Annotated in this window: 21 protein-coding genes; 5 read left to right on the plus strand and 16 right to left on the minus strand. The window is 47.1% G+C overall.

All coding sequences use genetic code 11. The features are described from left to right. Window positions 1–4 precede the first annotated feature (4 nt). The 3 genes from essB to NYE49_RS16280 all read right to left on the minus strand — a co-directional run bounded on the left by essB (window position 5) and on the right by NYE49_RS16280 (window position 1,998). Window positions 5–1,381, minus strand: a complete 1,377-nt coding sequence (gene essB / locus NYE49_RS16270) for a type VII secretion protein EssB (RefSeq protein ID WP_342410449.1) — start codon at window positions 1,379–1,381, stop codon at window positions 5–7. A gap of 14 nt (window positions 1,382–1,395) precedes the next feature. Further along, entirely contained in the window at window positions 1,396–1,635 is a 240-nt protein-coding gene (gene yukD / locus NYE49_RS16275) for an ESX secretion system protein YukD (protein ID WP_003228763.1), read from the minus strand. Between the two features lie 69 nt (window positions 1,636–1,704). Further along, on the minus strand, window positions 1,705–1,998 hold the full coding sequence (locus NYE49_RS16280; RefSeq protein ID WP_003220661.1) for a WXG100 family type VII secretion target: 294 nt from the start codon (window positions 1,996–1,998) through the stop codon (window positions 1,705–1,707). A 516-nt stretch (window positions 1,999–2,514) separates the two neighbouring features. Between NYE49_RS16280 and adeR the strand changes: the two genes are divergently transcribed. From adeR to NYE49_RS16295, 3 genes are all read left to right on the plus strand, one after another. Next, complete coding sequence (gene adeR / locus NYE49_RS16285; protein ID WP_046340264.1) at window positions 2,515–3,783, plus strand: sporulation transcriptional activator AdeR; 1,269 nt, start codon at window positions 2,515–2,517, stop codon at window positions 3,781–3,783. Window positions 3,784–3,884: 101 nt separating this feature from the next. Beyond that, complete coding sequence (gene ald / locus NYE49_RS16290) at window positions 3,885–5,021, plus strand: alanine dehydrogenase (RefSeq protein WP_014480718.1); 1,137 nt, start codon at window positions 3,885–3,887, stop codon at window positions 5,019–5,021. Between the two features lie 111 nt (window positions 5,022–5,132). Next, a complete protein-coding gene (locus NYE49_RS16295; RefSeq protein WP_003228755.1) occupies window positions 5,133–5,810 on the plus strand; it encodes a YukJ family protein in 678 nt (225 codons plus the stop codon). 43 nt (window positions 5,811–5,853) lie between these two features. Here the strand turns inward: NYE49_RS16295 and NYE49_RS16300 are convergent, their stop codons facing one another. The 8 genes from NYE49_RS16300 to NYE49_RS16335 all read right to left on the minus strand — a co-directional run bounded on the left by NYE49_RS16300 (window position 5,854) and on the right by NYE49_RS16335 (window position 19,722). After that, window positions 5,854–6,063 carry an MbtH family protein gene (locus NYE49_RS16300; RefSeq protein ID WP_029725880.1) on the minus strand — a complete coding sequence of 70 codons (210 nt, stop codon included), beginning with the start codon at window positions 6,061–6,063 and terminating at the stop codon, window positions 5,854–5,856. 15 nt (window positions 6,064–6,078) lie between these two features. Continuing rightward, entirely contained in the window at window positions 6,079–13,209 is a 7,131-nt protein-coding gene (dhbF, locus tag NYE49_RS16305; protein ID WP_342410453.1) for a non-ribosomal peptide synthetase DhbF, read from the minus strand. A gap of 19 nt (window positions 13,210–13,228) precedes the next feature. Then, window positions 13,229–14,167, minus strand: a complete 939-nt coding sequence (locus NYE49_RS16310) for an isochorismatase (protein ID WP_047183121.1) — start codon at window positions 14,165–14,167, stop codon at window positions 13,229–13,231. 27 nt (window positions 14,168–14,194) lie between these two features. Continuing rightward, on the minus strand, window positions 14,195–15,814 hold the full coding sequence (locus NYE49_RS16315; protein ID WP_015384534.1) for a (2,3-dihydroxybenzoyl)adenylate synthase: 1,620 nt from the start codon (window positions 15,812–15,814) through the stop codon (window positions 14,195–14,197). Between the two features lie 28 nt (window positions 15,815–15,842). Then, window positions 15,843–17,039, minus strand: coding sequence for an isochorismate synthase DhbC (gene dhbC / locus NYE49_RS16320; RefSeq protein ID WP_047183122.1), 1,197 nt, complete (start codon window positions 17,037–17,039; stop codon window positions 15,843–15,845). A gap of 25 nt (window positions 17,040–17,064) precedes the next feature. Further along, the gene (locus NYE49_RS16325; protein ID WP_047183123.1) at window positions 17,065–17,850 is read right to left on the minus strand and encodes a 2,3-dihydro-2,3-dihydroxybenzoate dehydrogenase; all 786 of its coding nucleotides are present in this window, start codon (window positions 17,848–17,850) and stop codon (window positions 17,065–17,067) included. 192 nt (window positions 17,851–18,042) lie between these two features. Further along, window positions 18,043–18,912: a ferri-bacillibactin esterase BesA gene (gene besA / locus NYE49_RS16330; protein ID WP_251188293.1), complete on the minus strand. Its 870-nt coding sequence runs from the start codon at window positions 18,910–18,912 to the stop codon at window positions 18,043–18,045. A 213-nt stretch (window positions 18,913–19,125) separates the two neighbouring features. Next, the gene (locus NYE49_RS16335) at window positions 19,126–19,722 is read right to left on the minus strand and encodes a sulfite oxidase-like oxidoreductase (protein ID WP_342410458.1); all 597 of its coding nucleotides are present in this window, start codon (window positions 19,720–19,722) and stop codon (window positions 19,126–19,128) included. Window positions 19,723–19,824: 102 nt separating this feature from the next. Here NYE49_RS16335 and NYE49_RS16340 point away from each other — a divergent pair, with 102 nt between their 5' ends. Next, window positions 19,825–20,427 carry a biotin transporter BioY gene (locus NYE49_RS16340; RefSeq protein WP_342410459.1) on the plus strand — a complete coding sequence of 201 codons (603 nt, stop codon included), beginning with the start codon at window positions 19,825–19,827 and terminating at the stop codon, window positions 20,425–20,427. Between the two features lie 68 nt (window positions 20,428–20,495). Here NYE49_RS16340 and NYE49_RS16345 read toward each other — a convergent pair whose 3' ends face one another. Both NYE49_RS16345 and NYE49_RS16350 read right to left on the minus strand, forming a co-directional pair. Next, the gene (locus NYE49_RS16345) at window positions 20,496–21,824 is read right to left on the minus strand and encodes a Na+/H+ antiporter family protein (protein ID WP_003228736.1); all 1,329 of its coding nucleotides are present in this window, start codon (window positions 21,822–21,824) and stop codon (window positions 20,496–20,498) included. A 147-nt stretch (window positions 21,825–21,971) separates the two neighbouring features. Beyond that, entirely contained in the window at window positions 21,972–23,474 is a 1,503-nt protein-coding gene (locus tag NYE49_RS16350) for a leucyl aminopeptidase (protein ID WP_014477856.1), read from the minus strand. A gap of 157 nt (window positions 23,475–23,631) precedes the next feature. On the opposite strand from NYE49_RS16350, the gene NYE49_RS16355 reads away from it, so the two are divergent. Continuing rightward, entirely contained in the window at window positions 23,632–24,108 is a 477-nt protein-coding gene (locus tag NYE49_RS16355; RefSeq protein WP_047183125.1) for a divergent PAP2 family protein, read from the plus strand. 29 nt (window positions 24,109–24,137) lie between these two features. Here the strand turns inward: NYE49_RS16355 and spsC are convergent, their stop codons facing one another. From spsC to NYE49_RS16370, 3 genes are all read right to left on the minus strand, one after another. Next, window positions 24,138–24,794: a stationary phase survival protein SpsC gene (spsC, locus tag NYE49_RS16360; protein ID WP_072175151.1), complete on the minus strand. Its 657-nt coding sequence runs from the start codon at window positions 24,792–24,794 to the stop codon at window positions 24,138–24,140. Between the two features lie 103 nt (window positions 24,795–24,897). Next, window positions 24,898–25,218, minus strand: coding sequence for a YuiB family protein (locus tag NYE49_RS16365; RefSeq protein ID WP_003228728.1), 321 nt, complete (start codon window positions 25,216–25,218; stop codon window positions 24,898–24,900). Window positions 25,219–25,271: 53 nt separating this feature from the next. After that, window positions 25,272–25,415, minus strand: coding sequence for a YuiA family protein (locus NYE49_RS16370; RefSeq protein WP_003243733.1), 144 nt, complete (start codon window positions 25,413–25,415; stop codon window positions 25,272–25,274). Window positions 25,416–25,512: the final 97 nt, after the last annotated feature.

A 25,512-nucleotide genomic window follows, 5' to 3' on the forward strand; every position in this document is an offset into this window, starting at 1 on the left:
CACGTTATTTGTCATCTTTTTTCTCATCTTTCTTTTCTGTTTCTTTTTTCTCGTCTTCTTTTTTCTTCTGTTCTTCTTTTTTCTTCTGTTCTTCTTTTTTCGCTTTTTCCTCGGCTGCGGCTTTTTCTTCTGCCGCTTTCTCTTCTGCTTGTTGTTTTTCTTCGTCTGTTTGTGTCTGTTCTTCGCTTGTATCGACTAACGATGTTTCAGAATTAGACTGTTTATTTTCTTGACGTTCTTTTTGGGCTTTTTCAAGCTCACTATTTACTGAGTCAAGTTCTTTTTGTATGTCTTCATCATTTGTATCCTCAGATAAAAGCTGCTGTTTATATTTAGCTAGGGCAAAGTAAATATAATCATTGTATTCAAGCTTACGGCCGATACTGATCGCTTCTTTGTATTCTCCTCGACCATAATCAATCCAATACAAGAAATGCTGAGGGTCTGATTGAAGGGTGACTAAATTATTTTCTATATTTTTGGTTTTTGCACTCCCCAGGTTTTCGACCTCAACATAGGACGTCGCCAGCTGATACTGCACCGATTCAGGCAGGCTTTCCGCATCATACTTGGACAGTGTGCTGATGACTTCACTGTACTGCTTGTTTAAGAACGCACGGTTGCTGTCCACTATCGCCTGGTGCTTTGGCTGCGCGAAAAATAAGGCGTACATCGAATAAATAAGTGCCGGTACAAGCAAAACAATGAGCCCCAGGCCGATATATCGCTGGATGTTCCACTTCTTTCTCGGGATATGTATGTATGTTTTTGCTTTGGCTTCGAGCTCATCAATATGGGTTTGAATCAGCTCGAGCAAATCATCATAGGATTCCGCATCTAATATCGCCTTTGCCTCTGCGGAGAACGTCAGCGTTTCATTGAATTTCAGGTAGTCTTCAAACGCAAAAGCGCCGTCAACTGCCAAAGCCGCTGCCGCTTTCAGCTCCTGCCATACTCTTTCCTCATCACGCTCGTAAGGAGGAATGCTTTCTTTTACTCCATAATGGAGAAAATAAGGCGTAAGCCCTTTATCGAATACAATGTTTTCAGGAGCGACAATCAAATTCAGCCTCGACAGATTGTGCTGCTGTACGGCTTGAACAAGCTGATAGGCAAACTGCCATTTACTTTTTTTATCCTTAGCTTTCATGAAGCGGAATGCTTTATAGGAGGAGGGAGGTTGGATTGTGATGATTACTTCATCATCCGTCACATCGATTTCTTTATGAAAAAATGGATTTATATCTTTGATCACGTTAGCTTCAAGACCGTCGAGAAGCTTTATTTTTTCCCGTTGAAAGGTAAATGTATAGCCGGCATCTGTTTTCTCGGCAACAGCTTCTAATTGGTTTTCTAAATATGATTTTTGTTTACCTGACATTCAACCAGATCCTTTCATAATATTTCTAGCCGGTCTCCGTTTGTAATGCCGCAATCAGACAGCTTGCATTCTCCGGAAAACACCTTATCCTTGTTCACCACTCTGATCCAGTGCCCTTCGCGCGGAGGCATAGATACGCTTTGGGCCTGCCAAGCAATATCAATTACTTTTTTCACCGGGTGGTAATCTGACAATCTGAGATCAAAGACACTGCCGTTATAATGTTTCAAATCTATTGTAATATCAATATACATTTAGGATCACCCTTACATAGAAAGAGCGCCGTCTTCTTTTGAATCAGGCGCTCCTTCCCTTTCATACTGTTATCCGCGGATTTGATTTGCGATGTCTTGGTCAGTAGACTCAAGTGTATTTGCTGTTTGATCAAGCTGCTGATTCACATCTTGAAGCAAATCTGACATTTTGATAAATGAAGGTTTGAGCTGCTCGTATTGATCTGCGAACGCTTCGCTTGAAGCACCTTCCCACATGCTTTTCAAATCAGAGATCATTCGGTTTAAACGATCAACCTGATTTAATACTTCTTGGCTTTCAACGCCGTATTGCTTCGCCATCGCTCTTAGCTCTTCGGGTGTGACACGAATTAATCCTGCCATATTCCTCATTACCTCCTGTGCCATCAGCCTAAATATGGGCTAATTCACTTATTTTTAGAACGTCATTATTATAAAAACAGTTTTTCGGCATAGTCAAACAAATATGTTTTAATTTTACAAAATGAGTCCAATGGTTTACCCCGAATCACTTAAAAATGACATATAATGTAAAGTAAATAGGTTTATTTTCTTAATCTTCTCTTCATTCTCCGAATAATCCAAAAGACCCAAATAACTCCCCAACTCCCAAAAAAAACCTTTCAGAAAATTTGATGCTACAGCACCATTTCTGAAAGGTTCAATTTTTTCTTTCCTTAATTAGTCTCGCCTCCGATGACTTTCTTAGAAGATTAATAGGATAAGCTGTCGTATTATATGAGGCATACAACTGTCCTGCAAAGAGGCGATTACACCGCCAAATGTATATAGAACGTTTCTCTCATGAAATTGTTTTTTTGCTTCTGTTCTTTGTTGTTGATTTTCACAAACAACAACAATCATAATAAAAGGAAGGGGATGAGATGTCAAAGAGAAATCAAGCAAGTAGGGAGATTTATGACCATGCCGAATGATCCGTTTAAATATAGTTTTGACAGACTTGAAGATGTGGCTGATCATATCAGCGACGTTCTGCGGTGCCCGATCACCATAGAGGATGTTAACCACAAGCTGCTTGCCTACAGTACACACAGCGACTGCACAGACCCTGCCCGGACGTCTACCATTATTGGCAGAAGGGTACCGGAGAAGGTGATTAACAAGTTGTGGAAAGACGGGACAATTCCAGCTCTCTTAAAAACGGACCAGCCGATCAGAGTCAAGCAAATTGATGAAGTTGGGCTGAGCAATCGCGTCGCTATTTCGATTTGGAAAAACAAGCAAGTGCTTGGCTTCATATGGGCGCTTGAGATCCAAAAAACATTGTCCGATGAAGATCTGCTGACATTGCAAATGGCAGCAAAAGCAGTGAGAAATAAGCTTCTCAAACTTCAAATCAGAAAAACGAAAAATGAAGAACGCAGCCAAGAATTTTTCTGGAAAATGCTGACCGGACACATCCATCAGGAGGATGATATGGCGGATGGGTTCCATAAGCTTGGAATGGCCGCTCCTTCAGAGTTTTCCGTTATGATCATCCGCATAAATGGCGAGCTGACTGAAAAAATCGAACAGCAGCTGCAATATTTACAGGAAACGACCCAGCAGGTTTACGTGCTGCTGGCGACCGTAGATTCCAATGAACTTATTATATTAACCTCACCCAAAACAGATCATCCTTTTCAAGATTTAAAACAGTTTGCTTTCAGTACGCAAAAACAGCTGAAGGAGCGGTATAAAATAGAAGACGTTTCTATCGCTTTTGGCGGAATATACAACTCTATTTCTTTTGTCTCCCGCTCCTATCAGGAAGCATTGTCCGTCTTAAAAACGAAGGAACGGTTCGCTGAAGAGACCAAACATCTTTTCAGCTTTTCCGAGTTAGGCATTTATCAATACTTAGATGTCTTAAATGAAAAACGGAAACAGGCGGGCCATTATAATTACTCGCTTTCCAAACTGGAACAATATGACCGGGATCACCAGTCAAATCTGGTAGAGACGCTAGAGCGCTTTATTGAAGCGGACAGCAACGTGAATACCGCTTCCAAGCTGTTAAATATACACGTTAATACGTTGAATTACCGACTCAAGCGGATCAGCCAGATCGCTGAAATTGATTTGAAAAATGTGAATCAAAAATTCACCATCTATTTAGATATCAAACTTCGGCACATGGATTTGTGAAATTTCACAAATCCATGTTTTTTTATTTTCTTAATCAAACAAAGAATTTTCCAAAATATCAAGCTACACTAAAAATATCACAGATACAGGAGGAGACAGATATGATCATAGGGGTTCCTAAAGAGATAAAAAACAATGAAAACCGTGTCGCATTAACACCCGGGGGCGTTTCTCAGCTCATTTCAAACGGCCACCGGGTGCTGGTTGAGACAGGCGCGGGCCTTGGAAGCGGATTTGAAAATGAAGCCTATGAGTCAGCAGGAGCGGAAATCATTGCTGATCCGAAACAGGTCTGGGACGCCGAAATGGTCATGAAGGTAAAAGAACCGCTGCCGGAAGAATATGTTTATTTCCGCAAAGGACTTGTGCTGTTTACGTACCTTCATTTAGCAGCTGAGCCTGAGCTTGCACAGGCCTTGAAGGATAAAGGAGTAACTGCCATCGCATATGAAACGGTCAGTGAAGGCCGGACATTGCCTCTTCTGACGCCAATGTCAGAGGTTGCGGGCAGAATGGCAGCGCAAATCGGCGCTCAATTCTTAGAAAAGCCTAAAGGCGGAAAAGGCATTCTGCTTGCCGGAGTGCCGGGCGTTTCTCGCGGAAAAGTAACGATTATCGGCGGCGGCGTTGTCGGGACAAACGCGGCGAAAATGGCTGTCGGCCTCGGTGCAGATGTGACGATCATTGACTTAAACGCAGACCGCTTGCGCCAGCTGGATGACATCTTCGGCCATCAGATTAAAACGTTAATTTCTAATCCGGTCAATATTGCTGATGCTGTGGCGGAAGCGGATCTCCTCATTTGCGCGGTATTAATTCCGGGTGCTAAAGCTCCGACTCTTGTCACTGAGGAAATGGTAAAACAAATGAAACCTGGTTCAGTCATTGTTGATGTAGCGATCGACCAAGGCGGCATCGTCGAAACTGTCGACCATATCACAACACATGATCAGCCAACATATGAAAAACACGGGGTTGTGCATTATGCTGTAGCGAACATGCCGGGCGCAGTCCCTCGTACGTCAACAATCGCCCTGACTAACGTTACTGTTCCATACGCACTGCAAATCGCGAACAAAGGGGCAGTAAAAGCGCTCGCAGACAATGCGGCACTGAGAGCGGGTTTAAACACCGCAAACGGACACGTGACCTATGAAGCTGTAGCAAGAGATCTAGGCTATGAGTATGTTCCTGCCGAGAAAGCTTTACAGGATGAATCATCTGTGGCGGGTGCTTAATTCACAATGAGCTTGCAGAAAGATTTCTGCAGGCTTTTTTATTTTTTAAAAGGAAAAAAGAGACCATTTCACGAATTATGACTATGAAGTTGATCATAAAGGAGGATTCATATGGCTGTTCAGCAATATGGCGTGTTAAAAGGCATAGTCTTAGACATGAAGCGGGAAACAGATGATGACAGTCCTCATTTCCAAGTCAAAATGCTCGGTGAAGAGAATACGTATTACAGGTGCGCCATCAATGTGATGTCCAGTTCTGAGGAATCTGAAGTTTTGTATTTGGCTGACGATCAGTTTGATTCGGGCTCAATTACCATCCTTCCGAACATGCCGTATGGATATACAAGGATCAATGAAGCAAACCGTGAAGTGGCACTGGATTATGTGCGGGGCAATTTGTTTGACCCGCGGGAAATGAAGCCTTTGCCTCATGAAATCACGGGACCTGATAATGATTTAAATGATTTTATTGAAACCTATATGAAGAAAGCACAAGATGAGAAAGCGCCGGTTTATATATTCGGTTCAAAATTCGGACCTGAACAGGCTGCAGATAAAATATTCGGCTTTACCCCGACCAACGGAATGCACAATATCCATATGAATCAAGGGAATGCAATGGATACCCGCTGGAAAAAAGACAACGGCTCTTGGCATGACGGGGGTATTCTGATTCAGTTTGCAGATCAGTGGGCCGCTGTGTTTTTAGCGTTTTTATCCCAATCTTGGTGTACCGATGAAAACGGAAACCCGGTCAGGGATTGTGATCATACCCAAACGTCTGCGTAAGATAGAAAAAGAGACTGCAGCGAGCAGTCTCTTTTTGATACGATTACACATTTTCAACAGTCTTTAGGCTGTTTGGCCTCATATCACTCCAATGCGATTGGATATAGTCCAAACAAGCTTCACGCCCTTTTTCCTCATGAACGACTGTCCAGCCGCTTGGCACATCTATAAAACCGGGCCATAGGGAATATTGGCCTTCTTCATTGACCAGCACCAAATATGTGCCATCCGCATTTTCAAAAGGATTTGCCATTCTATTTCTCCTCCCTTATTTATTCAACTCTTCCAATTTGACAGCGAGAACCTTGCCGATTTGAGCCAGAGGTTCCGGCTGACATAAATCTTTATGACGGCAGTCGATGTCGATTTGTTCAATCTGTCCGTTAATATAAGGCTTCCACGAGTCAGGTTCAATCGGATCAAACCATTCAGGAATGATTGTTGATCTGAAAAACAAAACATTTCCACGGAAGGTTTTCGGCTTATAGGAGCCTAAAATGCCGACAGAATTGACATACGTATTCTTCAAATTTAAAATGACCGTTTCATCCAAGCTCGCAAGCGCACTGCCGTCTCGGCGAAGAATCTCAATCGCCGCTTCAAAATCTAGCGGTTTGTCCCCTAAGCTGTCTGGATCGTACCCGCCTAACGCCAGAAGGGCAATAAGCGCTTCCTCATCATCCGGTGCCTCTTTTATAGGAAGGAAGTGGTTCGGATAGGCATCCAGCATCACCAATAGGGAAACTTCTTCTCCTTGATTTTGCAGCTGGGTGGCCATCGCTTGAACGACATTCCCGCCCAGGGACCAGCCCAGCAGATGGTACGGGCCTTTTGGCTGGACCGTTCGGATTTGTTCAATGTAATCGGCAGCCATGTCATCAAGTGTTTTCGGAAGCTCCTCGCGCTGCCCGATTCCCCGTGCCTGCAAGCCATAGATCGGATAATCCGTTCCTATATTCGTCATCAAACCGGCATAGCACCAGCTGAGTCCCCCTGCCGGATGAACACAGAATAAAGGAGGCTTGTCTCCGCTTGTTCGGAGCGGCAGCAGAACGTCAAGAGCGCTTTGGCTTGATCCCATTTCAAGTCTTTCAGCGAGCCCGGCTACAGTAGGTGCTTCGAACAAGTTGCCGATGCTGAGTTCAACGCCGAGCGCTTCACGAATGCGGCTCATGAGCTGTACAGCAAGCAAGGAATGTCCGCCTAAATCAAAGAAACGGTCATCAATGCCGACACGCGGCAAGTGAAGCACCTCCATAAAGAGGTCACAGAGAATTTCTTCCTGCGGCGTTCTCGGTCCTCGTCCTGTCACTGCGAAATCCGGAGCGGGCAGTGCTTTGCGATCAAGCTTTCCATTCGGTGTCAGCGGCAATTCTTTCATCGTCATAAAGGCAGCAGGCACCATGTAATCCGGCAGTCTCTCCGCAGCATATTTGCGCAGTTCCGCCGTATCAAATGTTTCTTCCGAAGGGATGACATAAGCTGCCAACCGTTTATCTCCCGGCTGATCCTCACGAACGATCACTGCCGCATCTTCAAGCTGCGGATGCTGAACAAGTGCGGCTTCAATTTCTCCTAATTCAATCCGGAATCCCCGAATTTTCACTTGATGGTCTGCACGGCCGACATAGTCGAGGGAACCGTCAGCGCGGAGGCGGGCCACATCCCCAGTGCGGTACATCCGGGTGCCTGGAGGACCGAACGGATCAGCTATGAAGCGTTCAGATGTTAAACCAGGCCGGCCTAGATAACCTCGTGCTAACCCCGCTCCTGATACATACAGCTCTCCGGCAACACCCGGCGGAACCGGCTGCAGGCGTTCATCCAGCACGTATACACCAAGATCGGGAATGCCGCAGCCGATCAAGCTGTTTGCCCGTAAAGCTGCCATGCTTCGGTCTAATTCGATATAGCTCACATGCACCGTCGTTTCTGTAATACCATACATATTGATAAGCTGCGGTCTATTTTCAGGGTGGCGGTTGTACCAATCCTCTAAACGGCTGAGTTCAAGCGCTTCTCCGCCAAAAATGACATAGCGCAGACTGAGTGCCTGTCCGAGATCCGGCTGTTCCCGTTCCGCCTGCATAAACTGATAGAAAGCAGATGGTGTCTGGTTCAGAACGGTCACACCCTCTTTGACAAGCAGGCGCAGAAACGCTTCTGGCGATCTGCTGACGTGGTGAGGCACGATTACAAGACGTCCGCCATGCAGCAGAGGACCCCAGATCTCCCACACCGAAAAATCAAACGCATAGGAATGGAACATGGTCCAGATATCGTCTGAGCTGAAACGGAACCAGTGCTCGGTCGCTGCAAATAAACGTGTTACATTTTGGTGAGGAATCATCACACCTTTTGGAACACCAGTTGAGCCGGATGTATAAATGACATATGCCGTATTCAAAGGCGAAAGCGGCTGAGTCCTATCCTTATTTTTTGGATTCTCTGCAGGGTACGTGTGTAGTTTCTCTGCCAGCTCGGGATCATCCAGCAAGATTTTCGGCACGTTTTCAACTAGCGGAATGTGATTTGCAGCTTTAGTGTTCGTCATGATAAACGCAGGCTGTGCATCTTTTAGCATAAAAGCAATTCGATCAGCCGGATAATCCGGATCAAGAGGGAGATAAGCTGCCCCGGCTTTTAGCACCGCCAATAGGCCGACAGCCATTTCCAACGATCGGGGCAGTGCCAATGCCACAAATTGCTCCGGCCCGACACCTTCACTAATCAGCATTCGGGCAAGCCGGTTTGCTCTTTCATTCAGCTCTGCATAGCTCAGTGCCTGATCTTCATATACAACGGCAATAGCATCAGGACGTAAAGCAGCCTGCTTCTCAAACTGCTCTGGCAAACTTGCGTGCGGAATCTTTTCAGATACACTTTGCCAATCTGTCACCATGCTGCTGCGTTCCTCTGGCGCAAGAATATCCAGATTTCCGATTTGCTCGTTAGGATCAGACTCGGCAGCCTCCAACAGGCGCATCAATCGGTCAGCAAGAGCCTGAGCAGTTTCCCGCTTGAAAAGATCAGTGCTGTATTCAAGCAGTCCTTCCATTCCGTTTGGTGTCCCGTCAGCAAGGCGATCTTCACTGATTTCCAGCGTCAAATCAAACTTGGCAGAACCGACACTGTTGATTCGCAGGCTGCTCTCCATATCAGGAAGATGCAGTTCAGCGTCCGGTGTGTTTTGGAACGCAAGCATGATTTGGAATAAAGGATGCGTCGCACGCGAACGAGCCGGATTGAGTACCTCTACTAGTCTCTCAAACGGCAGATCCTGATTGTCATAGGCGGCCAGATTCACTTCCCGTACTCTGTCTAGAAGCTCGCGAAAGCTTGGGTCACCGGACGTATCAGTTCTGAGCACCAATGTATTAATGAACAGCCCTACAAGATCGCCCAGCGCATCATCATTCCGTCCCGCGATCGGACTGCCGATCGGAATGTCGGTGCCCGCCCCGAGCCTTGTCAATAAAGCGGCGAGACCGGATTGAAGCACCATAAACAGGCTCACCCTATTTGCGCGAGCCAGCTCCTGCAATCGCTTGTGAAGCTCGGGCTCAATACGAAAATGAATCGTATCTCCATCATGACTCGGCTCAGCCGGACGTGAATAATCGGTTGGCAGTTCAAGCTGATCAGGCAGGTTTTTCAAGGTTTCTTTCCAGAAAGCAAGCTGTCCGGCAATCAAGCTATTTGGATCATCCTCGTTTCCAAGCAGTTCTTGCTGCCAAAGCGCATAGTCTGCATACTGCACAGCAAGAGGCGCCCATTCGGGAGATCGTCCGTGGCAGCGAGCTGCATAAGCCGTCCCAAGGTCTCGGGTCAGCGGTGTTAAGGACCAGCCGTCCCCGACAATATGATGGACGAGAAGAAGCAGCACGTACTCGTCAGGACCTATCACAAAAAGCTCGGCACGAAAAGCAGGTTCAGCTGCAAGATCAAAGCTGTAGCGTACAGCTTCGGCAAGCCGATCAGAAAGCTCCTTCTCAGCAATTTCAGTAACATGTAACTCAGGATGGGCTTGATCGACAGCTAAAATATGCTGATAGGATGTCCCCTGTGATTCAGGGAAGATCGTCCGAAGGCTTTCATGACGGCAGACGAGGTCATAAAGTGCCGCTTTCAGCAATCCTTGATCCAGCTCACCCGACAAACGGACAGCAACCGGAATATTATAAGTAGGACTCGGTCCTTCCAGACAATGCAGGAACCATAGCCGGCGCTGGGCAAATGATAGCGGGATCTTTTCAGGCCGCTCAGCTCTCTGCAAAGCGGGACGTGCACTCTGCGCCAGATCAAGATGGGCAGCGAGTCCGGCTACTGTCGGTTCGTCAAAGAGCTTGGCGATACCAAGTTCGGCTCCCATTACCTCGCGAACGCGGCTCATCAGACGGGCTGCAAGGAGAGAATGGCCCCCAAGCTCGAAGAAACTGTCATCGATACCGACGCGTGCCAAACCGAGAACCTCTGCAAACAAGTCACACAATATCTCTTCCTGAGGAGTCCGCGGGGCCCGATCACTGACAGATCTGCTGAAGTCTGGTGCCGGCAGTGCTTTCCGGTCAAGCTTGCCATTAGGTGTTAACGGCAGCTCGTCCATCTCCACAAACGCCGCCGGTACCATATAATCAGGAAGACCAGCCCCCATATAACGACGAAGCTCTGCAGTATCAATAGCAGCATCAGCGACTACATAAGCCGCCAATCGTTTGTCTCCCGGCTGATCTTCCCGTACAACAACCGCGGCCTGTTCAATGTCCGGATGATTGGCAAGCACGGCATCAATTTCTCCAAGTTCAATTCGGAATCCGCGAATTTTGATTTGATGATCCGCCCGCCCGATATAATCCAAAGACCCATCGGCGCGCCAGCGGGCCTGGTCTCCGGTCCGATACATCCGAGTTCCCGGCGGTCCGTATGGATCTGCAACGAAGCGCTCCGCCGTTAAATCAGGGCGATGGAAATAACCTCTGGCCAAGCCGGTGCCTGCAATATAAAGCTCTCCGACAACTCCCGGCGGCACCGGCTGCAATCCATTATCAAGCACATACACCTGCGTGTTCCAAATCGGTTTCCCAATCGGAGGAACGCCCTTCAGCCCTTCTTCAAGAAAAGCTGCTGCAGACCAAATCGTTGTTTCAGTGGGACCGTATAAGTTCGTGACTGAACAATGAAGGTCTTGAAGCGCCTGCAAAAGACCGCTCGGCAGCGCCTCGCCTCCTACAAGCACTCTAAGCCCCCGAAGTTTCTCAGGTTCACTCGTTACCAAAGCGTGCCACAGTGTCGGTGTCGCCTGCATGATGTTAATATCGAAATTTTCAATCATTTGACCTAATGCCTGCGGCTCACGGATCGTTTCTTTCTTTGCGATCACGATTTGCGCTCCGCTAATCAGCGGAAGATATAACTCCAATGCTGAAATATCAAAAGCGACAGTCGTCACAGCCAACAGCCTGTCTTCTTCTCCTAGAGAAAATGCCTCCTGCATGGACAGCAGAAAATTGCTTAAGCTTTTCTGTGTCACAACGACTCCCTTCGGTCTTCCTGTTGATCCTGAGGTATAGATGATATACGCAGGATGGTCAAGAGAAACCGATACATCCGGATTTTCCGGCGAATAGCGTTTTATAATCTCCTGTGTAACAGCCTGATCAAGCACAAGCTCCGGTACAGCCAGGTTATCAGGCAGACTGGCTGCTATTTCCTCAGTCGTTATGATGCATGAAGGTTTCGCATCCTCCAGCATGTAAGAAATACGGTCGGCTGGAAACTCCGGATCAAGGGGGAGATACGCCGCACCAGTCTTGAGCACACCAAGCATTGAGGCCACCATCTCAGGGGAACGCGGCAGCGCCAAAGCGACAAATTGCTCCGGACCAATCCCTTTTTCGATCAACAGACGCGCGAGGCGGTTTGCCTCTTCATTGAGCTTATGATAGTTGACTTGAATGTCATCACACATGAGAGCGATACGTTCTGGCGTAAGAACTGCCTGCTTTTCGAACATGTCCTGAAGGCTGACCAGCTTCTCGGATTTTGCCGTCTCATTCCATTTAGAAATGACTTTTTCTTTCTCCTCTGGCAACAGAAGCTCCATGTGCCCAATCAGCATGTCCTCTCCGGCAGAAGCCGTTTGCAGCAGCTGCAGGATACGCCGCTGATGAAGCTTAATATCAGACTCACTGTATACCTCGGGATTCGCATCAACATCAATTCGCAGCCCGCTGCCGTCTGTTCTGTCATATACATTGATTGATAGATCATCAACAGGACCGGCTGAAAGATTATGCGTTGTGCCCCGGGCGCCGGCAAAGTCGAGACCGTAATCAAACGGCATAAGATTGATTTGAGGGCCAAATAATCGATGATTTTCTCCTATCAATTTCAGATCGCGCCGAAGCTCTTCATGGCGATACTTATGATGTCGCCGAATACTGCGGATTTCCCGGGAAATTTGCTGAATCAGTTCAGAAAAGCTCATCGAAGAGCTTACCGTCAGCCGGAGCGGGAGAAGGTTCATCACCATAGCCGGTACATTCAGTGATGCAGACCCTATCCGACCCATCATGGGCAGGCCGAGCACAACATCCTCAGAGCCGGTCATACGGTGCACATAAACAGCTGACACCGCAATCATGACTTCATGCCAGCTTCCTGAGAAATAGCGCGCCGCTTCTTTTAACGCGTTTACATCAGACGGAGGCAGATATGCCGTATGACGAAGAAAACTGTTAGATGTTCTTGGCGCCCGATCAGCCAAGCTCACAACTTCAGGTGCATCTGCAAAACGGTCCAGCCAGAATTGACGATCCTTCTCATACTGCTCTGATCCGCGATAATCTGTATCCTCCTCCAAAATGGCCTGGAGAGACCCAAAGGAACGGCCTTTAGCTGTTTGTCCTTTTATAAGCGCAGTATATATACTTGCCACACGCTGGGCTATCAGGGAAAAACCGAAGCCGTCGATCGCTATATGGTGAATGCGCTGATACCAAAAGAAACGATCAGGCCCGGCAATAAACAGAGCTTCATTAAACAAAGGGTCATGCCCTAAATCAACCGGCTTTGCTAAATCAGCTTTCATCCAGTTTAATGCTGTTTTTTCCGGATCAGGCACAGAGCTGACGTCAATGACGTGCAGCTGTACATCCGGAGACGGGTTTATCATCTGCCAAGGCCCGTCCATATTTTCACCGAAGCGGACATGCAGCGATTCCGCTTCCTTGATCACGTGCCGCAAAGCTTCTTCAAAAAGAGCAATATTGATTGGTCCATTGATTTCTATATATTCCGCTGTATTGTAGATTGGATTGTCCGGATCAAGCTGCTGAGCAAACCATATGCCAGTTTGCGCCCCGGTCAAAGAATATTGAAGATCTTTTGTATCAGGCATCCGTTTGTTTACCCTCCTTTTATAAATAATCCGCGTTTGGCAGCACTTGCTGGCTGCGGGTTGTGAGCAATTTCTGCCATTCTTCGATCGTTGGGCGTTCAGCCAATTCTACGAAAGTCACCTCTGCCCCTTCACGGCGCCATTGTTCAACCAATGTCATGATCCTTACCGAATCAAGACCACGATCGAGCAAATCCTCTTGATCTGTGATGTCTTCCGGTGTTTCTTGAAGAAGCTCAGCAATTTGTTTACGGATATTCTCACATGTAAACACGTTCTTTTTGCCAGTGTTTGCTGGCGTTTTTTGAACGTCTGCCGGCGCATTCTGCAGCTGATCAAGAAGACTGTCAGTCATCACGGTAAACGCACAGCGTCCAGCCGCATAGTCCAGCGCCATTTGATGTTTTTCTAATGAAAAATCAGCAACTGCATCTCCCACAAAAAAGGCTTTAATATCCTCCATAAATGCTTCACATGCTGTAACTAGACAGCCGATATGGGCGTAAATTCCTGTAATGATCAGCTGATCGCGTCCCTCTTTGCGCATCATTTCAAGCAGATTCGTTCTCTTAAACGCGCTGTATCTCCATTTTGTCAGCACAAGATCATCATCCTCTGGTGCCAGCTCGGTTATAATTTTCTCCTCATAAGGACCGCTGTTTAATCCCGGGCCCCAAAAGTCAGTCAGCAGCGCCCGGTCAGCCGGATTTTGGCTTCCCGGCTGTGCGGTATAGACAACAGGAATCCCAAGCTGAACACATTGATTCTTCAGCTTTCGTATATTCGCTGAAAGCTCTATTACCGGAGACGCTCCCGCTGTGAAAGCATCGACAAAATAGTTTTGCATATCGTGTATTAACAAGACAGCCCGATTCGGATCAGGCACCCATGATACTTTGTTTTGCGGCATATCAGATGCTGTCGGCATTTGATACGGCTGAATGGCAGGTATAGCCATTTGAACACTTCCTCTCAAATTGTTGTTTTATTTTTTTGACCCTGCAAGAAGTTTCTCGGAAATAGCTTCACGAAGAGCCTTTTTGCTTACCTTTCCTACCCCTGTCTGCGGAAAGGATTCGACAAATTCAACTCGATCAGGGATTTTATATGCCGCCAGTCCGCGCTCTCTCAAAAATGCTTTGAGCTCTGTGGCTTTTGGGGCTTCATCCCTGGGAATAATGAACACACAAGATCTCTCACCAAGAAACTGGTCAGGCATGGAGACCATTGCCGCATCATGGACAGCTGGATGCGCCAGCAGATGATTTTCTACCTCTTCAGCCGCAACCTTTTCTCCTCCACGGTTAATTTGATCCTTCGCCCGGCCTTCAACGACAATATAGCCGTCTCGTGTCAGCCTGACGATATCACCCGTACGGTAAAAACCGTCCTCAGTAAATGAAGCGGCGTTATGCTCTTCTGCCTTATAGTAACCTCGAATTGTATACGGTCCCCGCGTCAGCAGATGGCCTGTTTCACCAGGTTTTACGTCGCGATCATGATCATCCCAAACACGCACTTCATCATATGGGGACATCGGTCTTCCTTGGGTGTTGACAATGATCTCCTCAGGATCATCCAATCTCGTATAATTGACGAGACCCTCTGCCATTCCGAACACCTGCTGCAGCGTGCAGCCGAAAACAGCTTTTACCCTGCGCGCGGCTTCAGCACTAAACTTGGCACCGCCGACCTGCAACACTTGAAGGCTGGATAAATCGTCACGGCGTGAGGATGCCGCATCCATCCATACCATCGCAAGAGGCGGAACAAGAGCGGTTATCGTGACCTTTTCGCGTGCAATCAAAGGAAATGCGTCATCTGGACTTGGAGAAGGAGATAATACCACTCTTCCTCCAGCGTATAATACGCCGAGAACGCCAGGTGAGCTCAGCGGATAATTGTGTGCCATCGGCAGCGCGGCCAAGTACACCGTGCTGTGGTCGAGCCAGCAGACCTCCACACTCCGCTTCAGGCTGTATATGTAGTCATCGTGGGTCCTCGGAATCAGTTTCGATAGCCCGGTGCTCCCGCCAGAAAGCTGGAGGAACGCCACATCCCAAGATTTGACTTCAGGCAGTTTTACAGGTTCTGTATGCAAATCCTCGAGCGGCAAAAATTCCTCTGCCTCACCTGCGACAATGATGTTTTTCAAAGTCGGCAGCTTGCTTTGAACCTGTCTGGCAAGCGAACGGTAGTCAAAACCGGAATATGCGTCGGGAATGATATATGCAGCCGCTTCAGCAAACTCGCAAAAATATGTAATTTCACTGCTTCGATGAGAAGGCAGTGCGAAGACTGGAAGCGCCCCCAGACGGAAAAGCGCGAAAATGACTTCAAAAAACTCTTTGATATTTGGCAGCTGCACCACAACACGATCCATCTGTTGAATGCCGAGCTTTTGAAATCCGGCAGCCAGGCGATCAGCCCTTGTGTCAAGCTCTCGATAGCTCCAATGGGTGTTTCCGCATGTAATGGCAATGCGATCACCATATTTGGCTGCTCGGTCCCTTAACAAATCTCCAAACGTTTCACCGGCCCAGCAGCCGTTCTTTCGATAGGTCTCAGCTAACTCATCAGGCCAAGGCGTAAATCCTTTCAGCATGTTGTATCCCTCCAGCAATTCATTCTGTTCATATGTGATCCACGCCCATTGCCCGCAGCATTGTCCGAAACTTTGCGGACGTCTCCTGAAGCTCGTCCTCGGGCTTTGAACCGGCCACAACACCAGCTCCAGCATACAGGCGGAGTGAGCGTTCTTCTGCCTCTGCACAACGGATGGTCACGATCCATTCTCCGTCACCGGCATCGTCACACCAGCCGACCATGCCGGTAAAGAAACCGCGGTCAAATGGTTCAATGCTGAGAATCGCTTCTCTTGCAAGATCAGTCGGTGTTCCGCAGACTGCTGGCGTCGGGTGGAGCGCCGCCGCCAATTCAAGTGCAGTTACAGACGGATCGGAAAGCTCTCCCTTAATCACGCTGGACAGGTGCCACATCGTTTCCGTTTTGATCAGTGAAGGCTTCTCCGGAACCTCCAGCGTCCGGCAGAAAGGTCTCAGCGCTGCCGCAACCGCGTCAGCGACAACCGCGTGCTCATGAAGATCCTTTGCGGAAGAAAGCAATTCAGCTGCCCGGCGCTGGTCTTCAACAGGATCATTACTGCGCGGCCTTGAGCCGGCTAATGGATTGGAAACGACCTGTGTTCCCATCCTTGAAACGAGAAGCTCCGGACTTGCTCCGAGCAATGTTCGGCGGGGAGACGTTTCCTCCTGGCTGGACACGTCTGCGGCAAACGTGTAGCCATGCGTGTTATGCTGAGCCAGATGGCGAAGCAATTCATCCGTCTGAATCGGTTCAGGCGATGTCAAATGCAGCGATCTGGATAGGACGATTTTGCTGAGTGTTCCATCGGCAATGCGTGTCAGCCCTTGTTCAACACCATTTTTATAATCCTCAGGTTCAGGAACAGGCTTTATGTGGTATGTATGCCCAGCCTGCTGTTCCTTTTCCTCATGATCAAATTTAAGCGGTCCTGACCAGCGCACTTCCTCAGGTACAACGAGCCGCGCTGCTTTTACTTGATCAAAAGGAACGGCCCCGACAACAAGCGGCCGGCTTTGCCCTGATTGTTTTGCCTGACGCAACGTCTCTGCAATTCGGCCAGAAAGGGTTTCTATTTGGTTTTGCCCGTCTGCCTCCGGTACGATTTCACATATGCCTTTCGCTAACAGTACACGATGAGGAGACGCTAAGAAAAAGGCGCCCGGCTGATATTCATGAAGCAAATGCTCCGCTTTTGTTTCTGTTATAACGTTTTGATCCAACATTCTCATGAACCTCCTTTAAATTCAGTTACACGCCTAAGGTCGCGCCGCCATCTACGACTAAATTATGCATCGTAATATGCCCTGCCTGGCCAGAAACCAAAAAGAGCACCGCATCCGCAATATCCGAAGGCTTGGCTAGTTTTTTGAGCGGGATCCCTGTTTTAAATGTCTCAAGTGATCCTTTTATGACTTGCTCCGCTCCATTCTCGTCGGCCCATAATGACCACTGCATGTCTGTTTCCGTTGATCCGGGAGATACAATGTTGCAGCGAATATTGTATTCTGCAAGCTCAAGGCCAAGGCATTTCGTAAACATCACAGCCGCAGCCTTTGAAGACGCATATGCCGCCATAGATGTTCTTGGTACACCGGCAGCATTCGATCCAACTGTTACAATCGAACCTGATCTTCGGTCCATCATATATTTGCTGACTGAACGCGAGGCGTTAAATACGCCAGTCGAATTCACTGAGAACGTCGCCTCCCATTCCTCATCGCTAAGTGAATGGATCAGTCCCGGGCGAAGGACACCCGCTACATTCACTAAAATATCAATCGGCCCCATTTCACGTTCAATGCGCGCCGTGATCTCGTCAATCGCCGCGCTGTCTCTCACATCCGCAGGAAAAGCTTCTGCATGGCGGCCTTCTGCTTTGAGGCTGTTCACAACCTTATCCAGCTTTTCAGGATTATAATCAACTGCCGCAATATGTGCGCCTTGACTGGCAAGCGTCCGCGCAACAGCTTCGCCTATTCCTTGGGCAGCCCCTGTTATAAAAGCAATTTTTCCCTCTATACCCTTTGCATTCATATCATCAATTCCTTTCTTCGCTCTAAATGCCGAACAGACATCCAGCGAAAAAGACTGCTGCGCCTTGAAAAACGCAATCTATTGATAATGATTATCATTATCAATTATAAAAATAATCATATCCAAATGTCATGTGACAGTCAAATATAATTTCAGTGACAAATATTTTTTAAAGGCAAGGCTGAGTATGTCTCAGCCCATTGATAGATGCGGTCCGTCAGGGTGAAGCGCAAAACGCAGCGCCCGGCTGACCAAAACTGGAAGAACTGAAATATGTCCTTCTCCTGAAAACTCGCAAAATTCTGCCCGTATGCCTTGTTCAGATAAAACGGCCAGCCGCTCATAAAGCTCCCTCGCATTGTCGTTCATCCGGCTTTTATGATGCTGCTCCAATTCTCCTGCGGCAAGCAGGATATTGATAGGCTGATTGTTTTTCTTGGTGAGAGAGACGAAATGGTCCGTTTTCTCGAGAATAAACGGTTTATTCCAATGAATGGACGGACTTCCCGCGACATATGTTTGAAACGCATCGGGCTTTGTTAGCAGCACCTGCAGCACGAAAAGCCCTCCGAGCGAATGGCCAAAGATTGTTTGTCTTTTTTTATCAATCTGGTAATCTCGTTCTATCTCCGGTTTTAAATCCTCTTCAATAAATCTGAAAAAGCCCTCCGCTCCGCCATGCTCCGGCCATTCTCTGCCGTCGGGCCTTTCCGGCAGCTTCGATTGGGCTGTTGGCATTGTAAAATCCCGGTGGCGCGCTGAGGAGAACGGCTCCGCTGTCTCATAGCCAATGCCGACGATCACTGCAGGGATCACCCCGGTTTTTTCGGGTCGGCGTCCCTGTATTCGAACGGCTTCCGTCATCGTTCCGAAGACAGAATTGGCATCCAGCAGATAAATCACAGGATAACCAGCGGGTGGCGGCGGCGTACTAGGTTTCGAGATAAAAATGTGATAGGTACGGTTTTCATTGCGTGAAGACATCATACGCACTTCCGTACCAGGAATCGTAAATGCGTTTGATGTCCCGCCATTTGTCCGGTCTGTTGTTTGCTCTTTCATGCAGTACGACATTCCTCTCCTTAAACTAAACCGCAATGTATGATAATGATTTTCACTATCAACTAGACACCTCAAATAATAGGTTTTCTTCCAAAGAAAGTCAACTTTTTCCCGAATAAAAAAGGCACCTTGATCAAATAAGGTACCTGCAGACTAACAATATGGAAATAAAAACCTAATAAAGATGCGGATTGTCCTATTTGAAATAGAACCTTAATCCCATGTAAATCTTTGATTTTGCCAAGGATCGCCTCTCATGTGATAACCATTCCGCTCCCAAAAGCCAGGGTGATTTTCTTTCGTAAATTGGATGCCGCGCAGCCACTTGGCGCTTTTCCAAAAATACAGATGCGGAAATACACCCCGCAGCGGAAAGCCGTGTTCAGGGGTTAAAGGTTCGCCATTATGCGCATAAGCCAGAAGGGAAGTTTCCGCTAAGAAATCATCAAGTGGCAGATTGGTCGTCCAGCCCTCTTCAGCATGTAAAATGACGTAGCCCGCTTCTTCTTTTACACCCGCTTTTTCCGCTATATCACAAGCCCGCACGCCTTGCCACACATTATCAAGCCTTGACCATCCCGTGACGCAATGAATGTCATTTTTCGATTCATACCGTGGAAAGGCTTTGACATCTTCAAAGCTTAGCAGCATCGGATAGTCAACCAAACCGTATACTTGAAGATTCCATTTCGTCATATCTTCGTAATATGGGACATCTCCGGTATGAAGCACAGGAAATGAAGTGGTGACGTTTTGATTTGGCGGCACTCTTCCAGATTGATCGGACTGTCTTGTTTTTCCGAAATACATATGGAGCCCTCCTTTTTGTTAACCTAATTTAAAATCATGTTGACAATCTTTTTGTTCTTTATTACTCTATGATTGTGTATGTCAACCTAAGGGGGAACAACGATGAAACAACGTAAACTTCGTGCGGGAGATATGGCGCTGATTGGCATGTTCGCCGCACTTATGGCTGTCGGGGCCAACATTACATCAGTAGCACCCTTTTTACAAGTAGCCGGCATTCCGCTTTCGATGCAGCCGTTTTTCTGTCTCTTGGCAGCTTTGCTTCTTGGCAGCAAACGAGCAGCGATTGCCATGATTGTATATGCACTTGTGGGATTGGCCGGAGCACCTGTGTTTGCTCAATTTTCAGCAGGCTTCGCACCGTTTGCAGGGAAAAGCGGCGGGTTTATTATCTCATACATCCCGGCAGCATTTGCAGCGGGATGGTTTTTAGAACGAAACATTCAGCCAAGTAAAATTCGATTTCTCATTGCTTCACTTATCGGAACGGCGATCATGTATATCATCGGCACTACCTATATGTATCTTGCACTGAAGCTGTGGATTCATACGCCAGTGAGCTACGGCGCGGCTTGGGGCTTTATGATTTGGTTTATGGTAAAAGACACAGCGCTGGCTGTGATATTGTCGTTTATCGCACCAGCAATCTACCGCTCTATTCATAAAGCAACCGGCTTTAACAGAAATCACATATCGTCCGTGTAAAGCCGTTCTATTGGACGGTTTTTTTATCATAACGAGAAAAGGCTCCCCAGTAAAGGGGAGCCTTTTTCCTATAAAACAAGCGCTGCAATCCAGCCAAAGATGACAAGCGGAATATTATAAAATATAAATGTCGGCACACAAGTATCCCAAATGTGGTGATGCTGGCCGTCCGCACTCAAACCTGAAGTCGGTCCAAGCGTACTGTCACTGGCAGGTGAACCGGCATCGCCAAGCGCAGCAGCAGCTCCGATAATCGCAATCGTTGCCATCGGGCTGAATCCAAGCTGCATGCATAGAGGCACGAAAATGGTTGTGATAACAGGAATCGTCGCAAAAGAAGATCCGATCCCCATTGTAATTAATAAGCCGACAATGAGCATCAGCAATGCGCCCAAGGACTGACTGTGTCCGATAAAACCGGCTGACGTTTTGACCAGTGACTCGACATCTCCGGTTTTCGTCAATACGTTTGAAAATCCGGCTGCAACAAGCATGACAAAGCCGATAAAGGCCATTAAAACCATTCCATCAGTAATCAGTGAGTCCGCTTCATCACGCTTCATCACACCGCTGACAAACAGAACAATCAGACCAGCGAGCGCCCCCATAATCATTCCTTCTACTCCCAAAGTCTGAGATAAGTAAAGCTGGACGCCGAGTGACACAACAATGGCTAGAACCGCGATACCAATACTTTTTCTCGTATATGGCGATGCTTCTGCACCTGAAATGTCTTTTGTTTCATATTGTTTCGGTTTACGGTATACGATCACTGATAAAATAAGGCCGACAACCATACCTGCAACTGGAATAATCAGTGCGTACGGAATATCAGCAAGCGGAACGTTTAATCCGGCATCCGCCATATTGTCCTTCAGCATGCCTTGGAAGATTTGGCCGAAACCGACCGGAAGCAAAATATAAGGAGCCGTTAAGCCAAATGTAATTACACACGCGATCAGACGGCGGTCCATTTCAAGTTCATTAAAGATTTTCAAAAGCGGCGGAATCAGCACCGGGATAAACGCGATGTGAACCGGAACGACGTTTTGCGAAAAACAAGATACAATTAAAATAATCAGCACAATCAGCACTTTAGACAGTGCTTTTTTTCGAGAATCTTCTTTATTTCCGATTAATTTAACGGAGGCTTCCACCATTGCGTCCGGAAGACCCGTTTTCGTCAAAGCGGCGGCAAACGCGCCAAGCATGGCGTAGCTGACTGCAACGGTGGCATTTCCGCCGAGACCGTCTGTGAAAGCTTTAACCGTTTCGCCAAGACCGAGCCCGCCTGTTAACCCGCCGGCTAAAGCGCCTATAATTAATGCGATAACAATATTGACACGCAGCAGGCTTAATACAAGCATAAGCAGGACTGCGATGACGACTGCATTCATGATGATACCCCTCCAAAAATCCTTTAGTTTGCTAATGTAGTAGATAAATAAAGTACGAACGTATCGTATCATAACCGATCCACTTTAGTCAACTAAAGATTTCGGAAGAAAAAAATCCCTGCCGCATCATACAGCAGGGATTTTTCATTACTCGTTTTTATCTTCTTCCAATGTAAATCGCTCCGCAAGTGTAGCCAGTGTTCTTGCCATAACGCCGGTAGCCCCTGACGGCCCGAAGCAGGTTGCTTTATTGGCAGTCGCTGTGCCTGCAATATCAAGGTGAACCCAAGGTGTTGACTCAGCGAATTCACCAAGAAACGTTCCTGCCATAATCGCATGTCCCTCGCGTCCCGGTGAATTGTTGAGATCCGCCATTTGGCTGCTTTTCACGCGTTTTTTATCCTTCTCTGTGATCGGCAGCTGCCAGATTGCCTCGCCGCACTCTTGTGCAGCATCAGCTACCTGCTGGTAAAAGCTTTGATCATTTGTCATTGCACCGGTTGTTTCTGTTCCTAATGCCACAACGACGCCGCCGGTAAGCGTAGCTACATCGACAAGAACTGACGCGCCATGCTGTTTCGCGTATGTAATGCCATCTGCAAGCACTAGCCTTCCTTCAGCATCCGTATTAAGGATTTCAATTGTTTTTCCGCTTAAAGATACGATCACGTCATCCGGCTTCATGGCCCCGCCGGAGATCATATTATCGGTTGATGGAATAACGCACAGCACGTTTTGCTCAGGACGAAGCTCTCCGATCGTTTCCATAGCCCCGAGAACCGCAGCTGCTCCTCCCATATCTGATTTCATGCCGACAATTCCAGATTTCGTTTTAATGGAGTAGCCGCCTGTGTCAAAGGTAATTCCTTTCCCGACTAGTCCGACGACGTCTTCCCATTCCTTTTTGCCCTGATATTTCAACACAATCATTTTCGGCGGTTCGGTGGAGCCTTGGTTTACCGCAAGTATTCCGCCCATACCGAGCTCTTCCATCTCTGATTTCTCCAATATCTCACACTCAAAATCATATTTCGCCGCAAGCTCCTCAGCATACGAAGCGAGGTCAGTCGCTGTCAGCATGTTTCCCGGCATATTCACAAGCGTTCTAGCCGAATTTGTCCCTTGTCCGTATGCCTGGCCGACGCGAAGCCCCGCCTGCACTTCCTGTGTATCTTCATCTGTTACAACATACACGGCTTCAATTTGTTTGTCAGGCTCATTTGATTTGTGCTTATAATCCTGCACCTCATAGGAAGCAAGCAGGCAGCTCTCAGCTAAAGCATGAGCGGCATCGGCTGGAGGCACGTCTTCCGAAATAAACGTATCAAGCAGGACAGCAGTTTCTTGTTTTCGATCTTTATGAATGGCTTGAAAAACATGAGCAAAACGTTCCTTCGCCTGTTCAAACGAATAATTTGCTTCTCTCCCCAGACCAACGAAATAAATCCGTTTCATACCCGCAGAAGATGGAGGGAATACTTTTGATACTTGATTCGGTTTCGCAGAGACATCACCCTCTTTTAAAAGCTGTGTCAGATGGCCTTCGAGCATTTCATCAATTTCCAACGCTTTTCCTGTCAGCTGGCTTTTTTGAAAAAGCCCGACCACAAGGGTTTCTGTATGCTCTGATTGTTGAACCGCATAAAACATGAGGCTTACACTCCTAACGTAATGGGTATTTGTAATGAACAATGGTATAATAGGAAAAACATTCTTTCCACTATACTTATTTTAACAAACAACAGTCTAAGACTTGCTTTTTTCTTTTGAAACACGAAGGATTTTTCAAATAGAAAGGATGTCGCCGATGGAACTTTTAACGAATTTTCCTTTATTATCAAGCCTGGCCGCAATTATTTTTGCTCAGGTCATCAAAGTGCCCATACAGTTTATCGTGTCTAGAAAACTGGACTGGTCGCTGGTCACAAGCACAGGCGGCATGCCCAGCTCTCACTCCGCAGCGGTCACTGCACTTTCAACAGGCGTAGCCTTGGAGCATGGATTAGGCTCCTCACTCTTTGCGGTTTCCGCCATTTTCGCCGTCATCACCATGTTTGACGCAACCGGCGTCAGACGTCACGCCGGTGAGCAGGCAACAGTCATTAATAGGCTTGTCATTGATTTTAACCGTTTCGTAAATGAAGCAAAAGACTTCCCTAAGGCTGAAGAGAAAGAAAAGCAAAAAAAGCTGAAAGAGCTTCTCGGACATCAGCCGATCGAAGTCTTTTTCGGAGGCCTCACAGGTATTTTACTGACATTGGTACTCGCTTACTTTTTCATGTAAAAAAACGCTCCTGCTTTCGCTGGAGCGTTTTATTCTTTCACAGTTTTATATTGATTTCTGAACACTTGCAAAGATTTTGTTTCATTGAGCTTCTCAAGCTCATCCTCGGTAATCTTTCCCGTTCCCTTTTTAATCACATATACATCAAGGGTTTTTTTGCCCCATTCATTGTATACATCTTTGACTGTCTCAAAGTACAGATCAAGGCGGTTTCCCTTAATAGCTGATCCTGTGTCGGCCACAACTCCGAGACCGTAGTTCGGAATGAATAAAATTGTTCCGATCGGGAAAACGGACGGGTCAGCAGCAACCGTGGAATATAAATCCCGTTTCACTTTCACACCTGAATATGTAAGCCCGTATAATGGATCACCGGGATTTTTGCCCGTCGACTCAGCTCCTGCTGTGTAGCCTGTTGCTGTTACTCTTTGGACTGGATATTCATCCCAATCAAATGCCTCTTCTAACGGTTTTGTTTTATCCTCAGCCGCGGACGTGGTTTGTGTTTGTTTCTGCTGCAATGCTTTTAATGTCAGTCCTGCATGCTTCAAGTGCTTTTCCTGATGTTCCTGCACCCATTTTGACAAGTCCTTCGCTTCAATTCCTGACACTGATAAAAATGTCGTGCCAAATGCAAGCAGAAATAAACAGGTCATCAGCAAACGTCTGATCATATTCAACATCATTCACCTCTCCTCCGAATCATTGTTCCCAAGTGGAGAGAGCATTATTCAAAATGGTGAATGAGCTGAACGCATAAAAAAAGCTTTCTTTAGAAGAAAGCGGCATTTAAAACATTTGATATCCTCTTTTTCTGAGCATGTTGATCGCTATACCGGACACGATGGCGCCGGCCAAACCGCTGGCTAAAATCAGCACATCGGCAGCCGCTAATGATAAGACACGATGAAACAGGCTGGCAAAGGATTCTCCCGGCGACTGGACATAGCTGATCAGCTTTTCTTTGCTGATAATGAAAAGGCATACAATCGGATAAATCACAGCCATAATCCAAGACATTCTCAGCAGCATGTTTAATAAGAAACCGATTCCAAAAAACAAGACAAAAAACAAAACAATTGAGATGATTACGACTGGCAGACTAATCAACCTATTCCACCCCCCTGCGTTGTTTTTAGTGTAACGCGGGGGCTGAAATAAAGTCAACGGCTGGAAAAAGAATGACTGTCTTTTCCTGTCCCCTGGCAAGACGGACAAGTCTCTGAACCGCCGAGAATCAATTGAAAATATCCTTTTCCTGAACAAAATGGGCATGCATGTGAAGCGGTTGTCGTTGCAGTTTTCATCTAATCATCACCCTTTTTCTTAATTTTCTGATAATATAACATATCAGACTGTCAACAATAAAGTCAGATCATGTGACAAATCTTTTGATGTAAGCGG

It is taken from the genome of Bacillus sp. FSL L8-0358, assembly GCF_038593095.1.
GTDB lineage: Bacteria > Bacillota > Bacilli > Bacillales > Bacillaceae > Bacillus > Bacillus subtilis.

Coding starts and splice junctions, on each gene's coding strand:
- yukD (WP_003228763.1), bottom strand. CDS start 1,635: ATGTATATTGATATTACAATAGATTTGAAACATTATAACGGCAGTGTC.
- NYE49_RS16310 (WP_047183121.1), bottom strand. CDS start 14,167: ATGGCTATACCTGCCATTCAGCCGTATCAAATGCCGACAGCATCTGAT.
- NYE49_RS16340 (WP_342410459.1), top strand. CDS start 19,825: ATGAAACAACGTAAACTTCGTGCGGGAGATATGGCGCTGATTGGCATG.
- NYE49_RS16350 (WP_014477856.1), bottom strand. CDS start 23,474: ATGTTTTATGCGGTTCAACAATCAGAGCATACAGAAACCCTTGTGGTC.
- NYE49_RS16370 (WP_003243733.1), bottom strand. CDS start 25,415: ATGAAAACTGCAACGACAACCGCTTCACATGCATGCCCATTTTGTTCA.
- spsC (WP_072175151.1), bottom strand. CDS start 24,794: ATGATGTTGAATATGATCAGACGTTTGCTGATGACCTGTTTATTTCTG.
- NYE49_RS16315 (WP_015384534.1), bottom strand. CDS start 15,814: ATGCTGAAAGGATTTACGCCTTGGCCTGATGAGTTAGCTGAGACCTAT.
- adeR (WP_046340264.1), top strand. CDS start 2,515: ATGAGATGTCAAAGAGAAATCAAGCAAGTAGGGAGATTTATGACCATG.
- NYE49_RS16295 (WP_003228755.1), top strand. CDS start 5,133: ATGGCTGTTCAGCAATATGGCGTGTTAAAAGGCATAGTCTTAGACATG.
- ald (WP_014480718.1), top strand. CDS start 3,885: ATGATCATAGGGGTTCCTAAAGAGATAAAAAACAATGAAAACCGTGTC.
- NYE49_RS16355 (WP_047183125.1), top strand. CDS start 23,632: ATGGAACTTTTAACGAATTTTCCTTTATTATCAAGCCTGGCCGCAATT.
- NYE49_RS16345 (WP_003228736.1), bottom strand. CDS start 21,824: ATGAATGCAGTCGTCATCGCAGTCCTGCTTATGCTTGTATTAAGCCTG.
- dhbF (WP_342410453.1), bottom strand. CDS start 13,209: ATGCCTGATACAAAAGATCTTCAATATTCTTTGACCGGGGCGCAAACT.
- NYE49_RS16335 (WP_342410458.1), bottom strand. CDS start 19,722: ATGTATTTCGGAAAAACAAGACAGTCCGATCAATCTGGAAGAGTGCCG.
- NYE49_RS16280 (WP_003220661.1), bottom strand. CDS start 1,998: ATGGCAGGATTAATTCGTGTCACACCCGAAGAGCTAAGAGCGATGGCG.
- NYE49_RS16325 (WP_047183123.1), bottom strand. CDS start 17,850: ATGAATGCAAAGGGTATAGAGGGAAAAATTGCTTTTATAACAGGGGCT.
- dhbC (WP_047183122.1), bottom strand. CDS start 17,039: ATGTTGGATCAAAACGTTATAACAGAAACAAAAGCGGAGCATTTGCTT.
- NYE49_RS16300 (WP_029725880.1), bottom strand. CDS start 6,063: ATGGCAAATCCTTTTGAAAATGCGGATGGCACATATTTGGTGCTGGTC.
- essB (WP_342410449.1), bottom strand. CDS start 1,381: ATGTCAGGTAAACAAAAATCATATTTAGAAAACCAATTAGAAGCTGTT.
- besA (WP_251188293.1), bottom strand. CDS start 18,912: ATGAAAGAGCAAACAACAGACCGGACAAATGGCGGGACATCAAACGCA.